Consider the following 20980-nt stretch of genomic DNA (forward strand, 5'->3'; position numbering starts at 1 on the left):
TCGTTTAACCCCCTGCCGCATTATTCCCGCCAACGTCTCTGCCGAGGTCACAGGTGTATACCCAATCAATGACATCGCCGTCCTTCAGCATATAGCGGCTGCTTCCGTAGTTCGGAAACCACCCATTCACTTTGTACATCCATCCGCTCAGCTCGCCGCAATCAAATTCATAAATATTGCTTATGCCCTCAATATAATTGCTGTTATAGATGGGCGTCATTTCAAATTCCATATGAATTTTGCTTTTCTTCATCTCGCGAAGCAGGACATCAAATACCGATTCCCCCTCGTAAAAGGTTACTTTCTGCGCCTTATAGATGATGCCGTCCTTAGGCAGCACCTCAAGCTTATCTTCATTAAACATGTCCATATTATTCAGAATCGTATCTGCCCTTACAGAAAGCGTAACGGTTAACTTCTCACTTTTGTCGACTGTGGCATCCTGCCACTCCACAGGCTTAGGCTTACCCTCTGGAACTGGATCGGTCTGATAGTTATCCTTCGCAGTCGCAGCTGGCTTAGCTGTTGTCGGCTTGCTTGTCGCCTTTGACGGCTCCTTAGTGGGCGCTGTCGTCGGACCCTTCGTAGGTGCCTTCGTCTCTATCGCCTTCCCATCATCCACCACTGGCGTTTGTTCCGGCTTTGTTTCGGATTGCGCCTCTGTCGGAGGCTCTAACGCCGGGGACGCTTCCTGCTCTACAGGCTCCACTGCTGGCTCACCCGTCACTGCTGGTACCGGTGTTATGCCAACTTCCTCCGGCTCACTGCTTTGTTCAGCCTGAACAGGCTGCGCAGACTCGGTTGCTGTTACTTCCGCCGCTTGCCCCTGATCCGGCAGCACATCCGTTTTCGGATAATGACCGCCCCAGAAGAAAGCAATCGCTAGTACGCTGACGATGACGAGCGCCGCCAGCCATTTGTTCCTGCTCATACTCCAGTCCCTCCTTAACTAACGAGGCAAGGGTTAACTCGCCACCCTTGCCTCCATTACCATCTATCTTCAAGCAACATCTCTCATATCGTACAGTCGTGTTTGTTTAGCAACAAAACGATTATAGGCCACCAGCGCATACAACGCCTGATCCGAAGCCATTAGATCTACCTCACCTGGCTTTGCTCCACCGTTGTCCAGACCGCCTGGCTTAACGTGATAGAACCCGCCGCTAGCTGCACCGAAACCTAATAAAGCTTCAACAGCGGAATGACCATTTTTCACAAAGCGTGCATCTTGGTGCGGATCAATGTTTAGTCCTGCTAACGCAACGATCACCTGTGAGATGCTCTCTGAATTAGCTGAGCCTCCGCTTGAGAAACTGCCGTCAGCCATCTGCTTCTGTGACAGCCATGTAATGCCACGGTCTACAACAGCTTTCACCTTATCATTAGATGCGTAATAAGGTGTCAACCCTTGGATCGCCATTGCCGTTACATCTGGATCTGCGGCCGTAGGACTTGCCCCTAATGCCCAGCCGCCGCCCGCGATCTCTCTGCCGAGAATGAAATCAATAAGCAGCTCTCTTGTTGTCTGCTTCTTCACGCTCTCGACAACTGGAATGTCGTACGCTTTGCTATCCAGCGCGATTAGTGCAAAGACAGGGCCATTAATGCCTTGCTTAATAAGGGTATCATAGTCAGCAAGCGGCTCAAGCAGATTATATCCTGCAACTTGGTCAACGTTTTTGCCAATAGCCGTCAAGGCTAGAATAACTCTGTCGTATTCCGTATATTTCACATTGTGCAGCTTGCCTGCTTGTTCCTTCAGCGTCTGCTCTACGTTAGCGTAATACTTCGCATAATAATCATCCGGCACACTTACCCCCGAACGCGCCAGTCCAAGCACTGTCCAATCTCCGCCTACGCTCGCAATGATCGGGTTCTTAACTGCATTTTGCATAAAAGCTGCTGTATTGGCTATCTGCTTCTGTACAGCCTCCTGCACGCTTTGCTCGGTATTCGTATCTCCAGGATTGTTGACAATTTCAAATTCATACGCTCTAATAGCTGCTACGGCTGCCATCTCTCTCGTCACCGTTCCCTTCGGCATAAAGCCGTTACGATCGCCTACCATCAGCTCCGAGGCAATTGCTGTTTCAATATCGGCTCTCGCCCACGCAGAAGCGGTGTCTAGATCCTTGATCGTCTCTTGTGGCTTTGCAGCCGTAATAGCCAAAGCTCTAACCAACGTTGCTGCCATCTGCTCGCGCGTGATGCTGTCGTTCGGACTGAATTTAAAATCATAACCGGTCATATAGCCAGCATTGCTCGCTGCCGTCACGTACGGATAGTACCAACTCGTCTTCGCTACATCCGTAAAACCGTTATCCTTGACTGAAGTTGTATCCAATTTCATGACAGCAACTAGCATCTTAGCAAATTCCGCTCGTGTGACTGCTGTTTTAGGATTGAACTTCCCGTCACTGCCCTCCACAAAGCCATTTTGTGTCGCTTTGCCAATCGCGTCGATTGCCCATTTCGAGATGGTACCCGCGTCTTTGAAAAGTGCATCCAGCTCCAAGCTGCTGCTTGGCGTATAGGTCACAAAGCTCGCCGAATGATTCGTTTTAATGTAAAGGTCATTTCCTTTCACGAACGCATAAGCTTTCTTCTCACTTCCGATCGTTGCTTGAATACCTTTACCTTCTGTATCATAAATCGAAATCGGCACGTATTTACTATTTTCTACCATACCTGAAAGCTGACCTTTACCATCTTTGATGATGATCGTATACGGTTTATCAAACAAAGAAGCATTCGCTTGGCTGCCAATCGCAAAGGATTGGTTCCATTTTCCGAATTTGTCTTTGCTGCCTACCGCCTGATTAATGAGATTCTCTACTTTAGCTTGCTTCGCATCCCATGCAGTGAACAGCTCTATTCTTTGTTCTCCCGCACTCAGCTTCGTACCTTTCTCAATAACGACAGAAGCGGCTCCCTTTACGGCAGTAATCATAGGTATGCTTTCTTGAACGTCGCTAATATTCAGGATGACCTTCTTCTGAGTATCGCCAATATTTATCGTAATATTTTCCGTATTGAGCTGCGATTTCGTAATATTCACTACATAATCCTCTGTAATTGTTTTGGACACATTAATAATTGGTTTTCTGTCAGAGCCGCTTGCTCCTATCCCTAAATCTATACCCAAATCTATGCCTAAATTCGTCGTGTATCGCCACTGAATTCGATCACCTGGATTAAGCGTATATCGACTTGCCCCGTAATCCGGATAAACGCCATTGACATTGTACATCCAGCCGCTGTCTGGGCCATGATCGAATTCCCCATCACCTGCTATGGATTTAACATACACGCTTTTAAACGTTTCATCCCAATCGAAGTCAACACTGATATTGCCTGCATCCAGTGTACGTTTCAACACTGTCCATACCGTGTCCCCGGTCTTCAGCTCTACGCTTGCCGATTGAAGCACATACCCTTTGTTAATCGTAAGTTTATCCACCGACTGTGTGACATATTGTGTTGGCTGCGGTTCTGGCTGCGGCTGCTGCGTACCGTCATTTTCGTCTGGAACCTCCAGCACAGTGGCAGCATAGGAAACAAAATCAGTGAAATGTTTTGTCTTTATAATCAAATCATTTCCGCTGTCATAAGCGTACTCTGTATCTCCCGCTTCAGCGCCGAGAGTATCGCTCTCGTATTTAGTAATAGCATGAACGGACCCGTCTTGGATATAGGCAGCATGCTTCCCGCTATTGCCTGCAAAGATCAACGTTACATATTCATTAAACTCAACCGCTGATCTACCACCCATTGTGAAAGCTTCAGCAACCTCACTAAGCTCCCAGCCCTCAGCAATAATAGCAGCCAGTTTATTTTTCAATGTCGTATTTGCAGGGTCCAGCGTTGTAATAAGCTCCATAATATTACTGTCGCTTCCAATGATTTTGGCGCCCTTCGGAATAATTGCAGTAACGCTGCCTTTAGACGCTTCGATTCGAGGCAAGCCGCTGTTTAAAGGCAAATGGACACTTACGCTTCCATTCTTCCCATCCGGGATCTGAACCGTAATCTCCTTGCTTCCATTCCCCGGCGGCACGGAAACCATATAATTGCTCCCGTCATCCGGTATAGCTACATTGGGGTTATCGCCGGCAGGTAAAGGGAACTCCACTTCCTGCGAATCCTGCAATTGAACATCCGTCATGTCATAAAGACGATTCTCGCCTTTCACGTAACGATCGTAGGAAACGAGTGCATAGGTGCCTTGGTCAGTAGCGATGCCGTCTAATTTGCCCGTTGCTACATGCTTGAAGCCTCCGCCTTCTACAGAAAAAGTAAGCAGCGCGTCAATCAGTGATTTATTATTTTTAATAAATCTGGAATCGGTATGCGGATCGATTCCAAAACTTGTGAGAGCAACGATAACCTGTGCGACGCTCTCACTGCTCGTAGAACCGAAGCTTGTAAAGCTTCCCTGCGCATTTTGTGTGCTCGATAGCCACTGCACCGCCCTATCTACTGCCGCTTCAACAAGAGGGTCCGTTTCGTAATACGGAGCTAGGCTCTGCAACGTCATTGCGGTAAGATCAACGTCTGCTCTCGTTGTGCCGAAGCCCCAGCCCCCAGCATCTACTGCATCTTTCTTAACCTCTTGATTCAAAATAAATTGAACGAGCTTCTCCCTAGTCGTCTGCGTCGTAACGCCTTCCACCACGGGGATTTCGAATTGATGTGTATCCAAAGCAATAAGGGCAAAAACAGGACCATTAATACCTTGTTTAATAACATAATCGAAATCAGCGAGCGCTTGTGAAATATCATAGCCGGCCACATTGTGTATGTCTCTTCCAATAGAAGCTAGCCCCATTATTAACCTGGAATGCTCTGTACCTTTACTTGCATCGAGCTTGCCATTGTATTTCAGCATAAGTGCTCTTACTTGCTCAGTCACGTTATAGTAGTATGAATCATAATATTTATCCGGCACTGTATAATTGGCACGAGCCAACGATAGGACAGTCCATTCACCGGAACCTGTTCCAAACGACGGGCTCTTAACCGTTTTTACCATATAAGCAAGATTTTTCTCAAGCTGCTCCGAGGCTGCTACAGACTCTTTGTCATTCCTCTGACCCGCAGCAGATTCCTCTACGGTGATAGTGACATCACCTGCCGATGCGCCCTCCGCTGCATAGGAAACCTGGTTATTAGCTGAGAGCATGGTCATAAACACACTTACAATTAACAACCACGAAATAAACCGCTTTTTATTCATCATAAAAACCCCTTTCTCATTATCAGAATGAACGATGAGATACATGTACATAAAAAAACCTCTCACCGTTAATGGTTAAGAGGTTTAATAGATTATACAGCTAACTATTGCATGCACTAATAAACACCACCCTATCCATCGTAGAGGTAACAGTGTAATGAAAACAGGCAGGTATTCTGGCTTGGGATCAACATCCTTGCAGCATTGCCGATATCCATACGGCATTCGTGCAAAAACTCCTCCATTACAGTGGCGGGACCGCGCAGGAATGAGACCTGCTTCCCTTTTAACCAATCCATGGAATTCATATTCGGCTCCATTATTGGCACCTGTTTCTTCTATGAAATTTTCTTGCTCATCATACCGAATATTTGCTCGTTTGTCATGCTAAAGTTTGTAGGCGCAGTGAAGAGTTTGTTGGCTCACCGTTCTTGTTTGCAGCATGGCTTACCGCCTTTTAATATTTGCTTGAATGCACGATCACTTGAATATTATGAAATTGATACACAGTAATCACCAGCCATCCTTCATCGGTAAAAATATACTTTAGACCGTGTTCCATTTTTTTCAGGTCGCTTCATAAGAAACATAACAGCCGCTTCTAAAAATATGGAGAGGCTGATCCATCTTTGCTATCCAAAATTCGAAGCGGTGTTCTATTCTTTTGGATTTTTGTAACACCAACTCCCGTCATAAGGTCTATTCGCTATCTTTTCGAAGTCGTTTAACGTATAGAACCAATCGTCTTCCATCCATATTTTCGAATTTGGATAGTTTTTCAGAAATTTAGTTACCACTTTCCTTCTTGAAACTAATTCCATAAAATAAGTTTAACTCCGTGCAAAAATTTTCTGTATATTGCAAAAGATTGATTAACGGAATTTTACTACCAGTTTCAAATAAAACGAATGTAAAGATACCTATTATTTCAACACTTCCTTGATTCTTCTAAAAATTAACTATTATTACACCTTTTGTTTAAAATAATTAACCTTCATGAAGGTTTGAGGAATGGTCAAGTAAACTAAGTAGACTTGGGGTTAAGTAATTTATCTGGTATTGATCCAATTCATTATTGACAACTAACTGACCATTCTCTCTTCTAAGTAACTGATGTGAAGCATTTTCTAAAAACAACAGATTCCCACTACATTGTTTTATAATATTCCCTATAACCTTAATTAAAGCTTCTAGTCCTTGATAAAAGGTGATACCAAACAACTGACCCCTAATGCAAATATTAACATCTAAATCATAATGGTTTCTAACGAAACCTATGTCAGAAATATCCTCAAGTTCAAGAGTTAATGAAAAGTATTCAGTTCCTATAACTATTTCTTCTTCACTATTATGAACCGATACCTTTTCTTTCAAAATGTTAATTATTATTTTTTCAATAACTTCTACCAATGATTCACAACTCAAATTAGATTCTAAAAACAATTCAAAATCCATGCATATCTATCCCCAAATATCCGTCAGTAATCTCAGTTATTTTTTCTGACATGAAACCATCTAAATTAAGTACAATTCCCTCGGCAGGTGATTTTGTCTTTGCTCTAATATTCCTTAATATATTGTCCACATATTTGTCTATTGTAGGTGCGAAACAGCGGTGTTTGTCAAGGTAGTTGTCGTGATCTCTTGAAAAAACCGCAGATAACAAAGGTCACAAAAAACAGGTCAATCATGGTGTTATCTGACCATAATCGACCTGTTTGATGTATCGGAATAGCGTTTTTTAGGTTATAAAATAAAAGCATCTGATGTGCGTACAACCGAAATAGAGAAATCTTCATAGGGGTATTACATGGGTTAGATGTGTTATTAGTTGAATGTTGGATTCATTCGGCAATGGATAGCCCCCCATTACAAAATATGCCCAAAGTGTCCTTTATATTGTTCAATATCCTGCAAGATTTTCTTAATATCCTCGGCTTCTAATTCTTCATTCAATGGTATTGATGAAATATCACTAATCATATTATTCAATTCATTTTTCACATCTTCTCTAATATAGCTTTTATCGAGACAAAGGAGAACTCCCTATTCCATATATACGACATGAGAGCTTATTTACCCTGCAAGAGCTTTATCAAATGGAACAAAAAGATCGTTTCCGTGAGATTTTCGAGACCATCGGTATTACGCCTATCTTGCGCTTGGTCAGAAAAACATCCCTTTATGGCGCTCCGGTTGAAGTGAATGACAGGGCGATGGTCAATTCCTTAATCGTTAGAATCATTGAACGTATTCCTACGATTAAGGATTTAATAAAGCGACTTCAAAATGACATCTTATTCCGCCTGAATTGTGGCTTTATGCTCTCAGAAGCCATTCCATCTGCCTCTTCCTATTCCAGGTTGGTACGTAAGATGAGTCAAAGCCATGCGTTAGAAGAGATGCAAGAACAGCTGTTAAAGCAAGCCATGGCTGAATCCTTCATTACGGACGATACGATTGCTATAGATGCAACTCATATCGAAGCTCGTGATCAAGCACCTGCTAAACAAGAAAAGAAAAAAACTGAATTGAAAAAGCGTGGCCGACTATCAAAAGCCGAACGCGAGGCTTGGCTCGAACAAAAACAAGAAGAAGAGAAGCGAAAACCAATCTACAAGAAAGAAATCGCTGCACAGCTCAGTGAGACCTTCCATCTGCTAAGGGATGAAATGCCTCTTGACCCGCAGTGGGGAATTAAGAAAAACAGTGATGGAAAAAACGTCTTCTGGTATGGCTATAAAGGCCATCTTGCGGTTGGAACAAAGAGTCAATATATCATTGGAGCCATGCTCTCTTCTGGAAACTTGATTGATGGAAAAGCAGCGATTCCGCTCCTAAAAGGGCTAGCTTTTCAGTACCCAAATTTCCATTTCAACTATGCAACTATGGATGCAGGCTACGATTATGAGCCCATCTATAAACAAGTTCAAGAAGCACAGGCTCATGCCGTTATCGCCTATAACCGTCGGCGAGAACCCGAACCTGTCTCGAGCCGGAGCGGTATACTTTCTCAGATCATTCGTGATCTTTATCTTGTAAACCCTCTGACAAAGGGAATCTTGCGCTAATGGATAGCTCTCACATTCTTTCGGTCGAACGTATTTGAGCGTTTTATTTTTCGAATCATAGCTATCGTAGCGATAAGAGTGCTCTCTCACACAGGTAGGGGCGAAGTGTTCGTCAAACGAGGCTCGAGACGTTGGAAAGAAATCGCTAAGAAACGATCTGCAGTCGAGAGAGTTAATGCGTACCTAAAGGAATATTTTCAGTTGAACAATGTGAGACATCGAACAGGTCAAAAAGCAAAAGCACATTTCAACTTGGTAACGCTGATTTACAATTGCACAAAGTTAGCATGTGATCGTCTAAGTCGCCAATTACAAGAACAAGCAGCCTAATTTTCAAAAGCGAAAATGCTCAAATTCGGTTAGTCTGCGATTCTGTAACTAAGCATTATGAAATTGATTCATACAGCGGCGAATAAAAAACCACAACACGGCAGCTAGTTCGCATTGTGGCGGTGGATAGATTATTCGTGAAAAGCAATTAAAAAATATTAATTGAAAATAATTACTCAATTCTCTTTAGTCGTATAATGAAATTAAATATTCAGAAAGAGTATCGCTGACTTTCTTAAACTCCGTTAGATTAAGACTTTCATCGTAAAGATATACTGAAGGATTATCACCCTCATCCAAATTGAAAAACCAAAACATATATCCTTGGTGCATCATAAATACAAACTGATTATCTGTGAGTTTTTTTGAGAAACTATTTTCCTCTAAAAGTTCAACAGCCCATTCTTTTAACTCTAATATATACTTCATAGTATAATGTGTACCAGTCAAAAACTCTGCACCATTCCCAAACTTACTCATAAAATCTAAATAATTCGAGGGCAGCGTTTTTGTTGGAGAAAAATGTTTTAATTTTGTTAGCTCATCTTCACTACAAGGCTTCATAGGGTATGATTTTTTTTCTAATGTTAATAAGAATTCCTTTAAATCACCCTTATTTGAAATATCCATGTTAAATCTCCTCCATATTCTACTCAATTCAAGTCATCCAAGATTTGAACTCTCGTGACTTTGATATTCGGAAAATCAATTCGAAATTGATCAATAATATCATTACAACTTATACAAATAGGGTTATGTGAAATAATTTCAATACTGCCTTCAACATCAGGATTATTTTTGAACCTTTCTCTCAGATATTCTATCATCTTTTGCTCTGTATCTTGCAACCTTCCTTTATTATCTGACCCACTATATTTATAGTGATTTTCAGGTGGTCTAGGATAGTTATCCTTATGATTTGGATTATTTGGATCATAACCACTCATTGATTCAAGATTTATTAATTCACCATCTATTTCCCCCTTAGTTAATGCGACATTTTTAGTTTTTCCTGCGTTAAACCTCTGCCTCACATCATCTATCAATTTCTTATCTTCTTCGGTCGCTTCCCTAAAAACTCTGTTGACAGAACCAGCTTCACCCGTCCCCTCAGTATCCAACGGCTTATCCTGATTAGGCTTTAAGTGCTCGTCTACATTGAGGGTTATGTCATCAACTTTGGAAGGTATAGGCTCACGCTTAGCCGACTTAGGGACCTTCGGTGCCCGTTTCAGTACTAACTGCAGGCCTTTACCTATTCCCGCAGATAAAAGCGAGGGGATAATTATACCTCCCGCATAATTCAATCGCGAATCTGTATCCCCGTTAATCACGCTTTCGTTGAATTCATCGATTAACGCCTGCGCCTCTTTCCGCGCCTTTTCTGGATTATTCGTAAGAAACGATGGCAGCTCTTCTATATTCCCTTCCCTTATATTCTTAGCGATATCCATCACGCCGTCTACTGTACCTGTAATTGCATCTATTCCACCTTGAACGAAGCTTCCTATTCCTGCTATGACTTTCCACTTTGCATCATTAATTTTCTTTGCCATTTGCCATTGATATAGCTCAATAGCGGATGGCGCTGGGCAACCATTTATTCGCCCATAATAATCCTGATCCGAGCGTTGGTATGCAGCAAAATCAATGCCTTTATGAAATGGATTGAAAGGAAAGTATCCATCTAGCAGCGCTTGAGATTGGTTATGACCAAGCATACTTGCCCGCATCGTTCTGCTATTCGTCGGCTGGAATTTATCCTTGTTCGACTCCAACCCATCTAATACCTTGCTTAAAACAATCGTAAGTTGGGCCCTTGTTCTTTTTTGTTCCTACATTTTTATAAATTTTGGAGTTTGTACAATCCATTTCACAGACTCTTCCCTGCCTGTTCTATGTTGATTGGTCGTCACCAGAGTTATTTCTTCACAGTAACAATCGCCATACCAGCCATTCTGTTACAGACAAAATAAAAAATGTTGTATTTCAACCACTGCTACTATTAATTGTCTGACTATCCATCCTAGAAGATGCGATATATTACCTATCGCTGTAGGATATTCTACAATTGCGATGATTTCTAAATACTACACTAAAGCGAACATAACAAAGAACAGGTCAATCATGGTGGTAACTGACCATAATCGACCCATTCATTGCAACGCAACAGCGTTATTAGGTTATAAAATTAATGCATTATTGTGCGTACAAACGATATGGAGAAATCTTTATGCAGGTATTACTTGGGTTATTGGTTGAACGATGGGTTCATTCGGCACTGGGTAGCCCCACCAAAAAAAGAGCCTTGAGAATAACCTCTGAGAGTCTGTAAAATAGATTCGTATTATGAGGTTAGCCAGCTTAATCTGGTTGACCTCATTTTCATTTACAATAGCAGTAGCCGGGGAGGACGATAAAATATCTGGGCAATAAGCCCGTTACACAAACTGTCCACCTGCTATTGTGCAAACCATGATTAAGCTGGTTGAGACCTAGATCTCGAATAACACGCGAAGCTATGGACGTGCAATGGTTAGTAGGGCCTGCGATTTCATTTGTAGGAGGAGCTTATGAGACCTGTTATTGGCATTGATGTGTCTAAGGGAGAAAGCGAAGGATTCATCTTACTTGAAAGAAACAAACCCTACGGTAAATCCTTCCGCTTTCAGCATACTCATGAAGAAATGAATATCTTGTTACTAAAATGACAAGAGGTTGAAACGTTGGTCGGTCTGAGGCCCGTTGTTGTTCTCGAATCCACTGGGCATTACCATCTAGGAATTGTAGCTGTATTGCAAAAGAAGGGCTATGAGGTCATTACACTCCATCCACTTATCCCGCAACGTCCACGTAAATCCAAACTAAGGAAAGTGAAAACCGATGCCGAAGATGCTAAACATCTAGCAGAGCTCTTTTACAAAGAAGAGCTCCAGGCAGCTCCATTAAGAGCCCTTGAACAAGACGAGCTTCGATTCTTATGTAGGCAGCACGAAATGATTAGCCATACCAATGTTCAAGCCCAGCTTAACTTCCAATCGATATTGGATCAACTATTTCCGCTGTACTCCAACATATTTGGTCAGTTATTCTCCAAAACAGCACTTGAGGTGTTAAGGAAATATCCGACACCGGAACACGTCCTCATCACAAGTCATAGTGAAATGGAGACGATCATTCGTACACACTGCAATCGGTCAATGTCCTGGGCATCTCATGAAGCCGACGCGATCATTTGTGTTGCCAAGAACAGTCTCATCGTAGATTACAGCCCATCACAAGTCAGAGCACTGCTTCTTATGATTAGCTTGCTCATGGAGTATCAAAACCATCTTGCTGATCTTGAGCAAGCCATCAAAATCAAAGCAACAAGCATACAAGGTTTTGACTTATTGCGCTCTATTCCTGGTATTGGAGATAAGCTTGCGTCATCCATTCTTGCAGAGATTGGGGACATCTCCTCGTTCCCTCATGCCAAAAAACGTGTAGCATTTGCAGGTATTGATCCTAGCGTATTCTCATCAGGTAAGTTTGCAGCCACTAAGAATCGTATAACAAAACGAGGGTCTTCCCGTCTAAGAAGAGCGCTTTATCTGGCTGTGCTTTGCGGTATTCGAGGAGCAGTGAGAAACGAAAGTATTCGGAATTTTTATGACAAGAAGAGGCTTGAAGGAAAGCCTCACCGGGTTGCACTTATTGCTTGCACCAATAAATTATTGCATATCATTTTCGCCATGCTTAAAAAATCGGTTTATTACCGCCCTTCCTAACCATTTTAAAAAGGATAATTTTACAGTAAACTCCAGTTTTCACTGGGGTTACTTTCGTACTGTCTTTTCTGTATTTTAGAAAATAAAATAGTTTGTGCGAAAGTATTGACATGATATTAGCTGGTTTGTGTAAACTCCAAAACCTATTAAAATGGTAGTATACGAAAGGTTGGGTAGTACACATGGGATTATGGACGAAACAGCAGCTCCGAGCATTCATCAAGGAGAATAAATTAGTTTCCGCACAGGATGCTCAAAACGCATTAAAAGAGTTGTTTGCTGAGACGCTGCAAGAGATGTTAGAGGGTGAAATAGATGCGCATCTAGGCTACCAGAAGCATGACGTGCAGGCCAAGCAGATCACCAATAGCCGTAATGGTAAGAGCAAGAAGAGCATCACTAGTGAGTATGGCGAGCAAGAAATCGTCATTCCTCGTGATCGTGAAGGTGAATTTGAACCGCTTGTCGTGAAAAAGCATCAGTCCAATGTGACGGGTATCGAAGACCAGATCATCGCCCTCTATGCAAAGGGTGTAAGCACGCGAGATATCCAAGACCATCTGCAAAACCTGTATGGCATTGAGGTCTCACCGACCTTTATTTCCAACGTCACAAACAAAATCATTCCACTTATTAAAGAGTGGCAGAGCCGGCCGTTACAGGCGGTATATGCGGTCGTTTTCCTAGATGCTATACACTTTAAAGTGAAGCAGGACGGCGCTATTGTGAACAAAGCCGCCTATATGGTCATTGGTATCGACTTGGATGGCTGCAAAGATGTACTGGGCATGTGGATTGGTGAGCATGAGTCTGCTAAGTTCTGGCTCAGCGTCCTGAATGATCTGAAAAACCGCGGTGTACAAGACATTCTCATTACATGCGTAGACAACCTAAAGGGCTTCACACAAGCGATTTCAGCTTGTTATCCGCAGACGGAAATTCAGAAATGCATCATTCATCAGATCCGTCATTCAACCCGTTTTGTCTCCTACAAAGATTTAAAGAAAGTCACGGCTGACCTCAAGCCTATCTACAAAGCCGTTAACGAGGAGATGGCCCTTCTAGAATTGGATCGCTTCGAAGAAACTTGGGGCACCAAATACCCGCTTATCTTGCGCTCCTGGCGTAATAACTGGGACGAGCTTGCTACCTTCTTTAAGTACCCTGCAGAGATCCGTAAAATCATTTATACGACTAACATTATTGAGAGTTACCATCGTCAGCTGCGCAAGGTGACGAAAGGCAAAAGCATCTTTCCGACAGACGAATCCTTACTGAAAATGCTTTATCTGGCCACGATGGATGTTACACGTAAATGGACTGGCCGCGTACAGAACTGGGGCAAATGCTTCTTCAGCTTTCCGTTTTCTTTCCGGATCGCATTGGCCAGCATCTCAGATGAATGTTCTCCCCGAGGGGAGAAGCCTATTAAAAGAGTTTACACAAAAGATTTGACAGACACCGCTCTTGTTATTAGAATTGTAAACAAGTTTTGATTATTTATATCTATCTAAGTCATAATATGGGTTAGAAATGTTTTCGCCAACTTATGCAATGTTGAACCTTTGTTTGATTTCCATTAATCGAGCTTCAACCTCATCCTTAACAATTGGATTCCATGATAAATAGTCCAAACTTGCTTCATTTAGATACTGATAGAATGTTGGGTAATCCAATACAATTGTCTGATCTTCTTCTACCGCAGGGTAGTCAAAAAAATAACAAACTCCCGTATCTCCGAAATAACCTTCTTCCCACTCATCTAACTCACCAGCAAAAACACACCAAACACTCTCACTACCACCAAACCCATTTCCATTGCAATAGTTTTTAAGTGCTTCTAAAAAATATTTCCCCTCAAGGTGCCGATAATACATTTCCAATAATTCTTTCTCTGTTAATTTTACACTCATCAAATCATCCTCCTAGAAATTATTCTGATATGGTCGGAAAGAAGTTAGTCACTTTTCCATTTTCATCAAGGTATCCCGTGAATTTCAAACCATTTGATGCTGTTCCTCGAATTTCCCTACCCACAATTTTTCCATTCGCCATCGCTTCTTTCCCCCATTGTATTATTTGATCATTCGAGATTACACTTGGATCATATACAGTTTTAGGATGTGAGATATTTTTATACTGATCAGGTATTACATTCAATTCCCTATCAAGTGCTGGAAGTCTATAGTGAATTTGATAGACTCCAGAAATTGTGGAATGTGGCGTTTTGGAAACAATAAGGTCATCAAGATTCCAACCTTGATCTGTTAAAATCTTTTCGAAACTATCTAAATTGTGACCCCCGACAATGCCCTTATTCCCTTTCCTTACAATACTTTGTGCATTTATTAGATGATCGTCAAAACCGCCTACATACTCGAAATTATTCTTAGTCACCCATGTAACATTATCATCACTATATTTTGAACGGAAGTACTCGTCCCATTCTTCCCCTGTTCGAGGGCTCTCAGCATCTTTACCCGTCCCCGCATTATCCAACGGCTTATCCTGATTAGGCTTTAAGTGCTCGTCTACATTGGAGGTTATGTCATCAACTTTGGAAGGTATAGGCTCACTCTTAGGCGGCTTAGGGACCTTCGGTGCCCGTTTCAGTACTAACTGCAGGCCTTTACCTATTCCCGCAGATAAAAGCGAGGGGATTATTATACCTCCCGCATAATTCAATCGCGAATCTGTATCCCCGTTAATCACGCTTTCGTTGAATTCATCGATTAATGCCTGCGCCTCTTTCCGCGCCTTTTCTGGATTATTCGTAAGAAACGATGGCAGCTCTTCTATATTCCCTTCCCTTATATTCTTAGCGATATCCATCACGCCGTCTACTGTACCTGTAATTGCATCTATTCCACCTTGAACGAAGCTTCCTATTCCTGCTATGACTTTCCACTTTGCATCATTAATTTTCTTTGCCATTTGCCATTGATATAGCTCAATAGCGGATGGCGCTGGGCAACCATTTATTCGCCCATAATAATCCTGATCCGAGCGTTGGTATGCAGCAAAATCAATGCCTTTATGAAATGGATTGAAAGGAAAGTATCCATCTAGCAGCGCTTGAGATTGGTTATGACCAAGCATACTTGCCCGCATCGTTCTGCTATTCGTCGGCTGGAATTTATCCTTGTTCGACTCCACCCTTTCTAATACCTTGCTTAAAACAAACGTAAGTTAGGCCCTTGTTCTTTTTTTGCTCCTGCATTTTTATAGGTTTTGGAACTTACATAATCCATTTCACAGACTCTTCCCAGCCTGTTCTATGTTGATTGGTCGTCACCAGAGTTATTTCTTCACAGTAACAATCGCCATACCATGCCGTTCTGTTACAGACAAAATAAAAAATGTTGTATTTCAACCACTGCTACTATTAATTGTCTGACTATCCATCCTAGAAGATGCGATATATTACCTATCGCTGTAGGATATTCTACAGTTGCGATGATTTCTAAAAACTACACTAAAGCGAACATAACAAAGAACAGGTCACTCATGGTAGTAACTGACCATAATCGACCCATTCATTACAACGCAACAGCGTTATTAGGTTATAAAATTAATGCATTTTTATGCGTACAAACGATATGGAGAAATCTTTATGCAGGTATTACTTGGGTTATTGGTTGAACGATAGGTTCATTCGGCACTGGGTAGCCCCACCAAAAAAAGAGCCTTGAGAATAACCTCTGATCGCATTTTGGTTAATCATCAGGTACCACAACTAATCTCGAGTTAACTCTCTTGGATCTTTATAGCACCATTCACTCTTGTATGGCATTTCAGTAATATTATCCAGTTCCTCTAGAGCATAAAACCATTCTTCCTCAACCCATATTTTTGCAGTCGGATGGATCTTAAGTATAGCATGGGAAAATCGTAATAATAGATCTTCATTATCATCAAAATCGTCAGATACTACCGCTTTAAAATACTCAATATTCGTATCATCCCATTTAAAACTAACTATTTGAAAATCATGCGGTTCGTCATACACACTAAAGCAAAGAGTTCTTGAATAATTCTCCCTAAATGGTATATCACTTATATATACTCGAGTGTACTTTAGTGTTCCTTCACTATCGTAAGTTTCTTCGTCACTATCAAAGAAAAGATTCTCCTCTATACATATTTTTTTAAGATCCCTCAATAAATCATTTGCCGAAGTACTTTCTCCACGTTTAAACAACAAAAAGGATGACATTCCCATTACTTCAATACTCCCCCTAACTCTTCTAGCGAATTTACAACTGTTACACCCTTACTATTAAGTTCTTGAATCATTTTAGTTGTTTGAGGATTTGAGGTATCAATTTGTAAGATGGATAATGATAGCTTAACTGCTGATGTAGTTGGTTCTTTAGCATTGCGGTGTGTTTGACGATAGAGTTCCGTCTTGCTACCACTTGCCCCATTGTCCAGTAAATGTCCTGCGGATTCGCATCGGGCAACTCATCGAGCCTTGAGAGCAGTACCTTGGCAATGCAGAACGCATCCCAACTATCGCTCTTTTGTGTTGTAGCATTGCTCATACGTTCATTGTAGGAAAGAGCCGAATTGACTTCCTTGACGATTTGTTTGTTCTCGACAAGGTGAACGGCAATTGACCTGCCGTTGCCGGCCGTATCTTCTAAGCCATATACAGGGGTCAAGCCTTTTGGCGTATGCTTCTTGACGAACTTCATCAGGTCATCGAAGGCAGACGGTTTATTCTCGATTTGGATTTCGCCTAACCGCTCATTCCAACAGTTGATGATAACAGCGGTATGTTGAGCCTTATGTAAATCCATTCCAACATAGATATGCATTTGCTTGTAGTGCGACAAAAGGATTCACCCCTGTTTACGGATTTGTAAGTTAGCTTGACGGTAGGTAAAGAATGGGTGCAACCCCAGTTCGAGCGTTAACCTTTCGGTTCGCAGTGGGACGCAAGCATCTCCATTCAATGTCCGTCAAAGGATGGCTTGATGTAAGCCCTCCGCTGTTATATCTCCATAGCGGTATATGCCGCTATAAAAATCACGTCTGTCTAAGATTCGTTTGACTTGCACTTTTGTAAACAAACTGCCTTGCTGTGTCGTAAAACCTTCTTCGTTCAATGATTCTGCGATTTGGGTCAACGTCCATATTGGATGTTGTTCCTTTATTTCAAATACTCTGCGGACGGTTTGGGCTTGCTTCTCGTCTACTTGGATACACTTCTGACCCTTCTTAGCCTTGTAGCCGAAGGTTGCCCTTCCACCTGCATAGCCGCCCTGTTCAGCTTTCTTGTAACGCCCCCGACCTAACTTGAGGGCAATTTCAAGCCGTTGGTACTGGTCAAGCAGTTCCATTAAGCCGTTAATCAAGAAGTCATTCAGGTCTTTCTTGTGAATGCTGTAGGTTGGTTGTTCAATGCTCCGAACGTCCACTCCATGCTTCTTGAACTCTCGATGCACCAACACTTTCACGATGTCAGACCGCCATAAACGGCTTGTATTGAGGACAACAACGGCATCAATGCCTTGTAGACAGGGCGGCTAACATGCTCTGAAAGCCGATTCTGTCCACCTCAAGGGCTTCCTCATTGACTCTTGCCCCACTAATACCTTCATCGCTGTATATGTTCATCAGATTCCATCCTTGTTCCTGACAGTAGGAGCGAATTTCATCTTGTTGGTACGCTAAACTGTAGCCATCCTTGGCTTGACCTTGTGTTGAAACTCGAACGTAGCCGATGACATTCATGCTGTTTCCTCCCCACCGTTACAGAAATTCAGATTAATGTAACGCCTAGTAGATACATTTTAATTATATATCGACTAGGCGATACAATCAATCACTTTTATTACCGTAATATTCCCCTTATAATAAAGAGAAGATTGTCCGAATGGGAAAGAAGGATAAATTATGCCTGTTGTCGTGAAACTCAAGGAAATCCTTGCTGAGAGGAAAATGTCTCAACGTGAACTTGCCCGAATTACGGGATTAAGACCAAATACAATAAGTCATTTATGTTCAAATGAAGTTGATAGGGTACATCTAAGTACTTTCGAAGTCATCTGCAAGACGCTCGATATACAACTTCATGAATTAATTGTCATGGAGGATTAATAATGCTATCAAGCTATTGGAACTTTGCTCACTACGCCGCCCAGTATTGCACATGGTAGTGTTATAACATTCTCCCATTGCTCTGCCGCTACATTATCAAAATCGAGAATTGAGCGTTTCCTCATTTCATCCTCGATTTGCCTACGGTAATACCCTGTGACTTGACTCTGTTCCAATTCCCCGTTCATCAGTCCCTTTACTCTTGGTTGAAGTTTCGATTTCAACTGTTCCGATGAAGTCAGATGAGCACACAGGTAATACCTGTTAAACAAGGGCGGATATTGAACTAAAAGATGAAGCGGTATCTTCTCTTTCGGAGCATACACGATTTCGAACCTCGTCAACTCCCCGTTGATTATCTCCCCATGCTTTTCCTTTAGTTCCAACTTCTTATCATAAATTCGACAGTATCCTGCTACCTGACGCTGATGTCTTTCATTTGAGTAACGAGTTCCTTTCTCATTGTGCATGTTCCGCCCCGTCAGTGATAAAGTAAACAATTCAGACAAGGGCAAAGGAATGTCAAATGCTACATCACAGCGAACAAAGAGAATATCTTGACAAACTCTCTTCATTTGCATGAGCCATGACTTGAAATGAATCAAACTATCAGGATGACATTCGATTCGAAGCGTATGTTTTCTAGACCTCTTGGCATACACAAGTTGATAAGAAATATGCAAATAATGTTCTTTATCGTTGACTTGGATGTGATACCTAAATCCTTTATCAAGGACGTAAAACGAAGCATTCAAGTAATGACTTAACCGTTGCCTAAAGGGATTGAAGAAACTCCAATAGACATTGGTAAAATCAATAACAATACGGTCAATCGAAACTCTGATTCCTTGCATGTTCAGCCCCCAACCGAAATTTTTTAACGAATTTCGGACTATATTAGAGGGCAAGGTGGCTAGCCTTAAACCGTTACCTTACCTGTATATATTGACTGGCACGTTACCAGATTGTTATTGACACAGTAATCATCGTTGCAATGGTCAGTTATGTTGCGGAGAAAGTGCTATTCTTTGTTTAGCCACCCTTACTATAGTTGTCGCACTATCCATCTTGAAAGTTGCGATTCATGTCCTACTCACCATCCCTATCGTTGCATAGTAATCTACAGTTGCGAATGAATTTGAGAAAACCGTAAGAAAACGAAGATAACAAAAAACAGGTCAATCATGGTAGTATCTGACCATAATCGACCTGTTTAGCGTATCGCCTTAGCGTTATTTAGGTTACATATTTAGTATTAATGTACGTACAAACGAAATCAGAATTTCTTTATACGGGGGTATTACATGGGTTAGATGTGCTATTTGTTGAATGATGGTTTCATTCGGCACTGGGTAGCCCCCACTGCATTCACTAAGGAAGAACTCTATTCAACATTACTAAGTCAGCATTATAGTTCTTTTGGATTTTTGTAACACCAATTTCCATCATAAGGTTTATTCGCTATCTTTTCGAAGTCGTTTAACGTATAAAACCAATCCTCTTCCAACCATATTTTCGAATCTGGATAGGTTTTTAGAAATTTAAATAGGATATTAAATAATAAGTCTTCATTGTCACAAAAATCATCTACTATTATTGCTTCAAAAAATTCTGTGTCTTTTCCTAACCAATCAAAGGAAATGTTTTGAAATTTAAAAGGCTCATCATAGAAATCAATACATAATTGCCTTGACGAGCTTTCAACAAATGGCAGATCACTTATATTTGCTCTGACATGTTTTAATTGGTTATCACCATCTTCCTTCTTAAAATTGATTCCATAAAATAAGTTTAACTCAGTGCAAAAATCTTCTGTATATTGCAAAAGATTGGTTAACGGAATGTTACTTCCAGTTTCAAATAAAACGAACGCAGAAATACCCATTATTTTAACACCTTTCCTAATTCCTCTAACGAATTAACTATTGTTATACCTTTTTCTTTAAGATAGTTAACCTTCGCTAATGTTTGAGGATTTGTAGTTGTGATTGCTTCTTCAATATAAACAATAACTTCCTTACCCTCATAATTAAAAAATTGAGGATGATTTGGATCAATGAGCCTATCAATTTGATCTGTTTTAATTGCTGATGCTGATTTCTTGACTTCAATAATTTGTTTACTTGTTACTACATCTAAATCAGTTGCTTTTTTCCCTGTAGCATCTAACACCTCTTGCCCAAACCCTGTTACATTTGTTTTTTGTTGAACAAAATCTCCAACTTTCCCTTCAATAGCCTTCCCTGCGTTGGAACTATTTTTAGCGCTTTCAATTGCACTTGAAATGTTCTTAGGGTTTTGTTCAATCCACTTAATAATATTTCCATCTGGATTTTTAAATTCAACTTCTAACCCTTTATTTGTTTTCGTTATTACTGGATCATTGAAATTACCCGTCCCCTCAGTATCCAACGGCTTATCCTGATTAGGCTTTAAGTGCTCGTCTACATGGGGTTTTATGTCATCAA

14 protein-coding genes, 4 pseudogenes and 1 riboswitch are annotated in these 20980 nt (G+C 41.4%); of the genes and pseudogenes, 5 read left to right on the top strand and 13 right to left on the bottom strand.

What is annotated here, in order from left to right; translation table 11 throughout:
• Positions 1 to 4: 4 nt before the first annotated feature.
• The 3 genes from FGT79_RS25515 to FGT79_RS25525 all read right to left on the bottom strand — a co-directional run bounded on the left by FGT79_RS25515 (position 5) and on the right by FGT79_RS25525 (position 6691).
• Positions 5 to 931, bottom strand: coding sequence for a DUF4430 domain-containing protein (locus FGT79_RS25515; RefSeq protein WP_138755665.1), 927 nt, complete (start codon positions 929 to 931; stop codon positions 5 to 7).
• A gap of 69 nt (positions 932 to 1000) precedes the next feature.
• Entirely contained in the window at positions 1001 to 5239 is a 4239-nt protein-coding gene (locus FGT79_RS25520; RefSeq protein ID WP_171056450.1) for an S-layer homology domain-containing protein, read from the bottom strand.
• 146 nt (positions 5240 to 5385) lie between these two features.
• A riboswitch (cobalamin riboswitch) is annotated at positions 5386 to 5584 on the bottom strand.
• Positions 5585 to 6223: 639 nt separating this feature from the next.
• Positions 6224 to 6691: a hypothetical protein gene (locus FGT79_RS25525; RefSeq protein ID WP_138755667.1), complete on the bottom strand. Its 468-nt coding sequence runs from the start codon at positions 6689 to 6691 to the stop codon at positions 6224 to 6226.
• A gap of 593 nt (positions 6692 to 7284) precedes the next feature.
• Here FGT79_RS25525 and FGT79_RS32665 point away from each other — a divergent pair.
• A pseudogene (locus FGT79_RS32665) lies at positions 7285 to 8637 on the top strand (transposase).
• A 186-nt stretch (positions 8638 to 8823) separates the two neighbouring features.
• Here FGT79_RS32665 and FGT79_RS25535 read toward each other — a convergent pair.
• Both FGT79_RS25535 and FGT79_RS32075 read right to left on the bottom strand, forming a co-directional pair.
• Complete coding sequence (locus tag FGT79_RS25535) at positions 8824 to 9267, bottom strand: SMI1/KNR4 family protein (RefSeq protein WP_138755668.1); 444 nt, start codon at positions 9265 to 9267, stop codon at positions 8824 to 8826.
• Positions 9268 to 9290: 23 nt separating this feature from the next.
• Positions 9291 to 10358 (bottom strand): deaminase domain-containing protein, encoded by a 1068-nt coding sequence (locus FGT79_RS32075; RefSeq protein WP_246096619.1) that lies wholly within the window; start codon positions 10356 to 10358, stop codon positions 9291 to 9293.
• Positions 10359 to 11210: 852 nt separating this feature from the next.
• On the opposite strand from FGT79_RS32075, the gene FGT79_RS32080 reads away from it, so the two are divergent.
• The 3 genes and pseudogenes from FGT79_RS32080 to FGT79_RS25550 all read left to right on the top strand — a co-directional run bounded on the left by FGT79_RS32080 (position 11211) and on the right by FGT79_RS25550 (position 13809).
• Positions 11211 to 11348 (top strand): hypothetical protein, encoded by a 138-nt coding sequence (locus FGT79_RS32080; protein ID WP_246096620.1) that lies wholly within the window; start codon positions 11211 to 11213, stop codon positions 11346 to 11348.
• Positions 11349 to 11363: 15 nt separating this feature from the next.
• Entirely contained in the window at positions 11364 to 12407 is a 1044-nt protein-coding gene (locus tag FGT79_RS25545) for an IS110 family RNA-guided transposase (RefSeq protein ID WP_246096621.1), read from the top strand.
• Positions 12408 to 12589: 182 nt separating this feature from the next.
• Positions 12590 to 13809: pseudogene (locus FGT79_RS25550) on the top strand (IS256 family transposase).
• Between the two features lie 145 nt (positions 13810 to 13954).
• Here the strand turns inward: FGT79_RS25550 and cdiI are convergent.
• The 5 genes and pseudogenes from cdiI to FGT79_RS25575 form a co-directional block, all read right to left on the bottom strand.
• Positions 13955 to 14320: a ribonuclease toxin immunity protein CdiI gene (cdiI, locus tag FGT79_RS25555; protein ID WP_138755669.1), complete on the bottom strand. Its 366-nt coding sequence runs from the start codon at positions 14318 to 14320 to the stop codon at positions 13955 to 13957.
• Positions 14321 to 14339: 19 nt separating this feature from the next.
• Complete coding sequence (locus FGT79_RS25560) at positions 14340 to 15506, bottom strand: CdiA family toxin C-terminal domain-containing protein (RefSeq protein ID WP_246096622.1); 1167 nt, start codon at positions 15504 to 15506, stop codon at positions 14340 to 14342.
• 637 nt (positions 15507 to 16143) lie between these two features.
• A complete protein-coding gene (locus FGT79_RS25565) occupies positions 16144 to 16629 on the bottom strand; it encodes a hypothetical protein (RefSeq protein ID WP_138755670.1) in 486 nt (161 codons plus the stop codon).
• A gap of 70 nt (positions 16630 to 16699) precedes the next feature.
• Positions 16700 to 17245, bottom strand: a complete 546-nt coding sequence (locus FGT79_RS25570; RefSeq protein WP_138755671.1) for an IS110 family transposase — start codon at positions 17243 to 17245, stop codon at positions 16700 to 16702.
• Between the two features lie 126 nt (positions 17246 to 17371).
• Positions 17372 to 18146, bottom strand: a pseudogene (locus FGT79_RS25575) (recombinase family protein).
• A 162-nt stretch (positions 18147 to 18308) separates the two neighbouring features.
• Here FGT79_RS25575 and FGT79_RS25580 point away from each other — a divergent pair.
• Entirely contained in the window at positions 18309 to 18512 is a 204-nt protein-coding gene (locus FGT79_RS25580) for a helix-turn-helix domain-containing protein (RefSeq protein ID WP_138755672.1), read from the top strand.
• Positions 18513 to 18520: 8 nt separating this feature from the next.
• Here the strand turns inward: FGT79_RS25580 and FGT79_RS25585 are convergent, their stop codons facing one another.
• The 3 genes and pseudogenes from FGT79_RS25585 to FGT79_RS31365 form a co-directional block, all read right to left on the bottom strand.
• On the bottom strand, positions 18521 to 19366 hold the full coding sequence (locus tag FGT79_RS25585; protein WP_138755673.1) for a replication initiation factor family protein: 846 nt from the start codon (positions 19364 to 19366) through the stop codon (positions 18521 to 18523).
• Between the two features lie 554 nt (positions 19367 to 19920).
• Positions 19921 to 20397 carry a hypothetical protein gene (locus FGT79_RS25590; protein ID WP_138755674.1) on the bottom strand — a complete coding sequence of 159 codons (477 nt, stop codon included), beginning with the start codon at positions 20395 to 20397 and terminating at the stop codon, positions 19921 to 19923.
• Positions 20397 to 20980 (bottom strand): annotated as a pseudogene (locus FGT79_RS31365) (adhesin); the annotation flags it as partial. The pseudogene FGT79_RS31365 and the gene FGT79_RS25590, both read right to left, overlap by 1 nt.

The sequence above is a fragment of the Paenibacillus sinopodophylli genome, assembly GCF_005930355.1.
GTDB lineage: Bacteria > Bacillota > Bacilli > Paenibacillales > Paenibacillaceae > Pristimantibacillus > Pristimantibacillus sinopodophylli.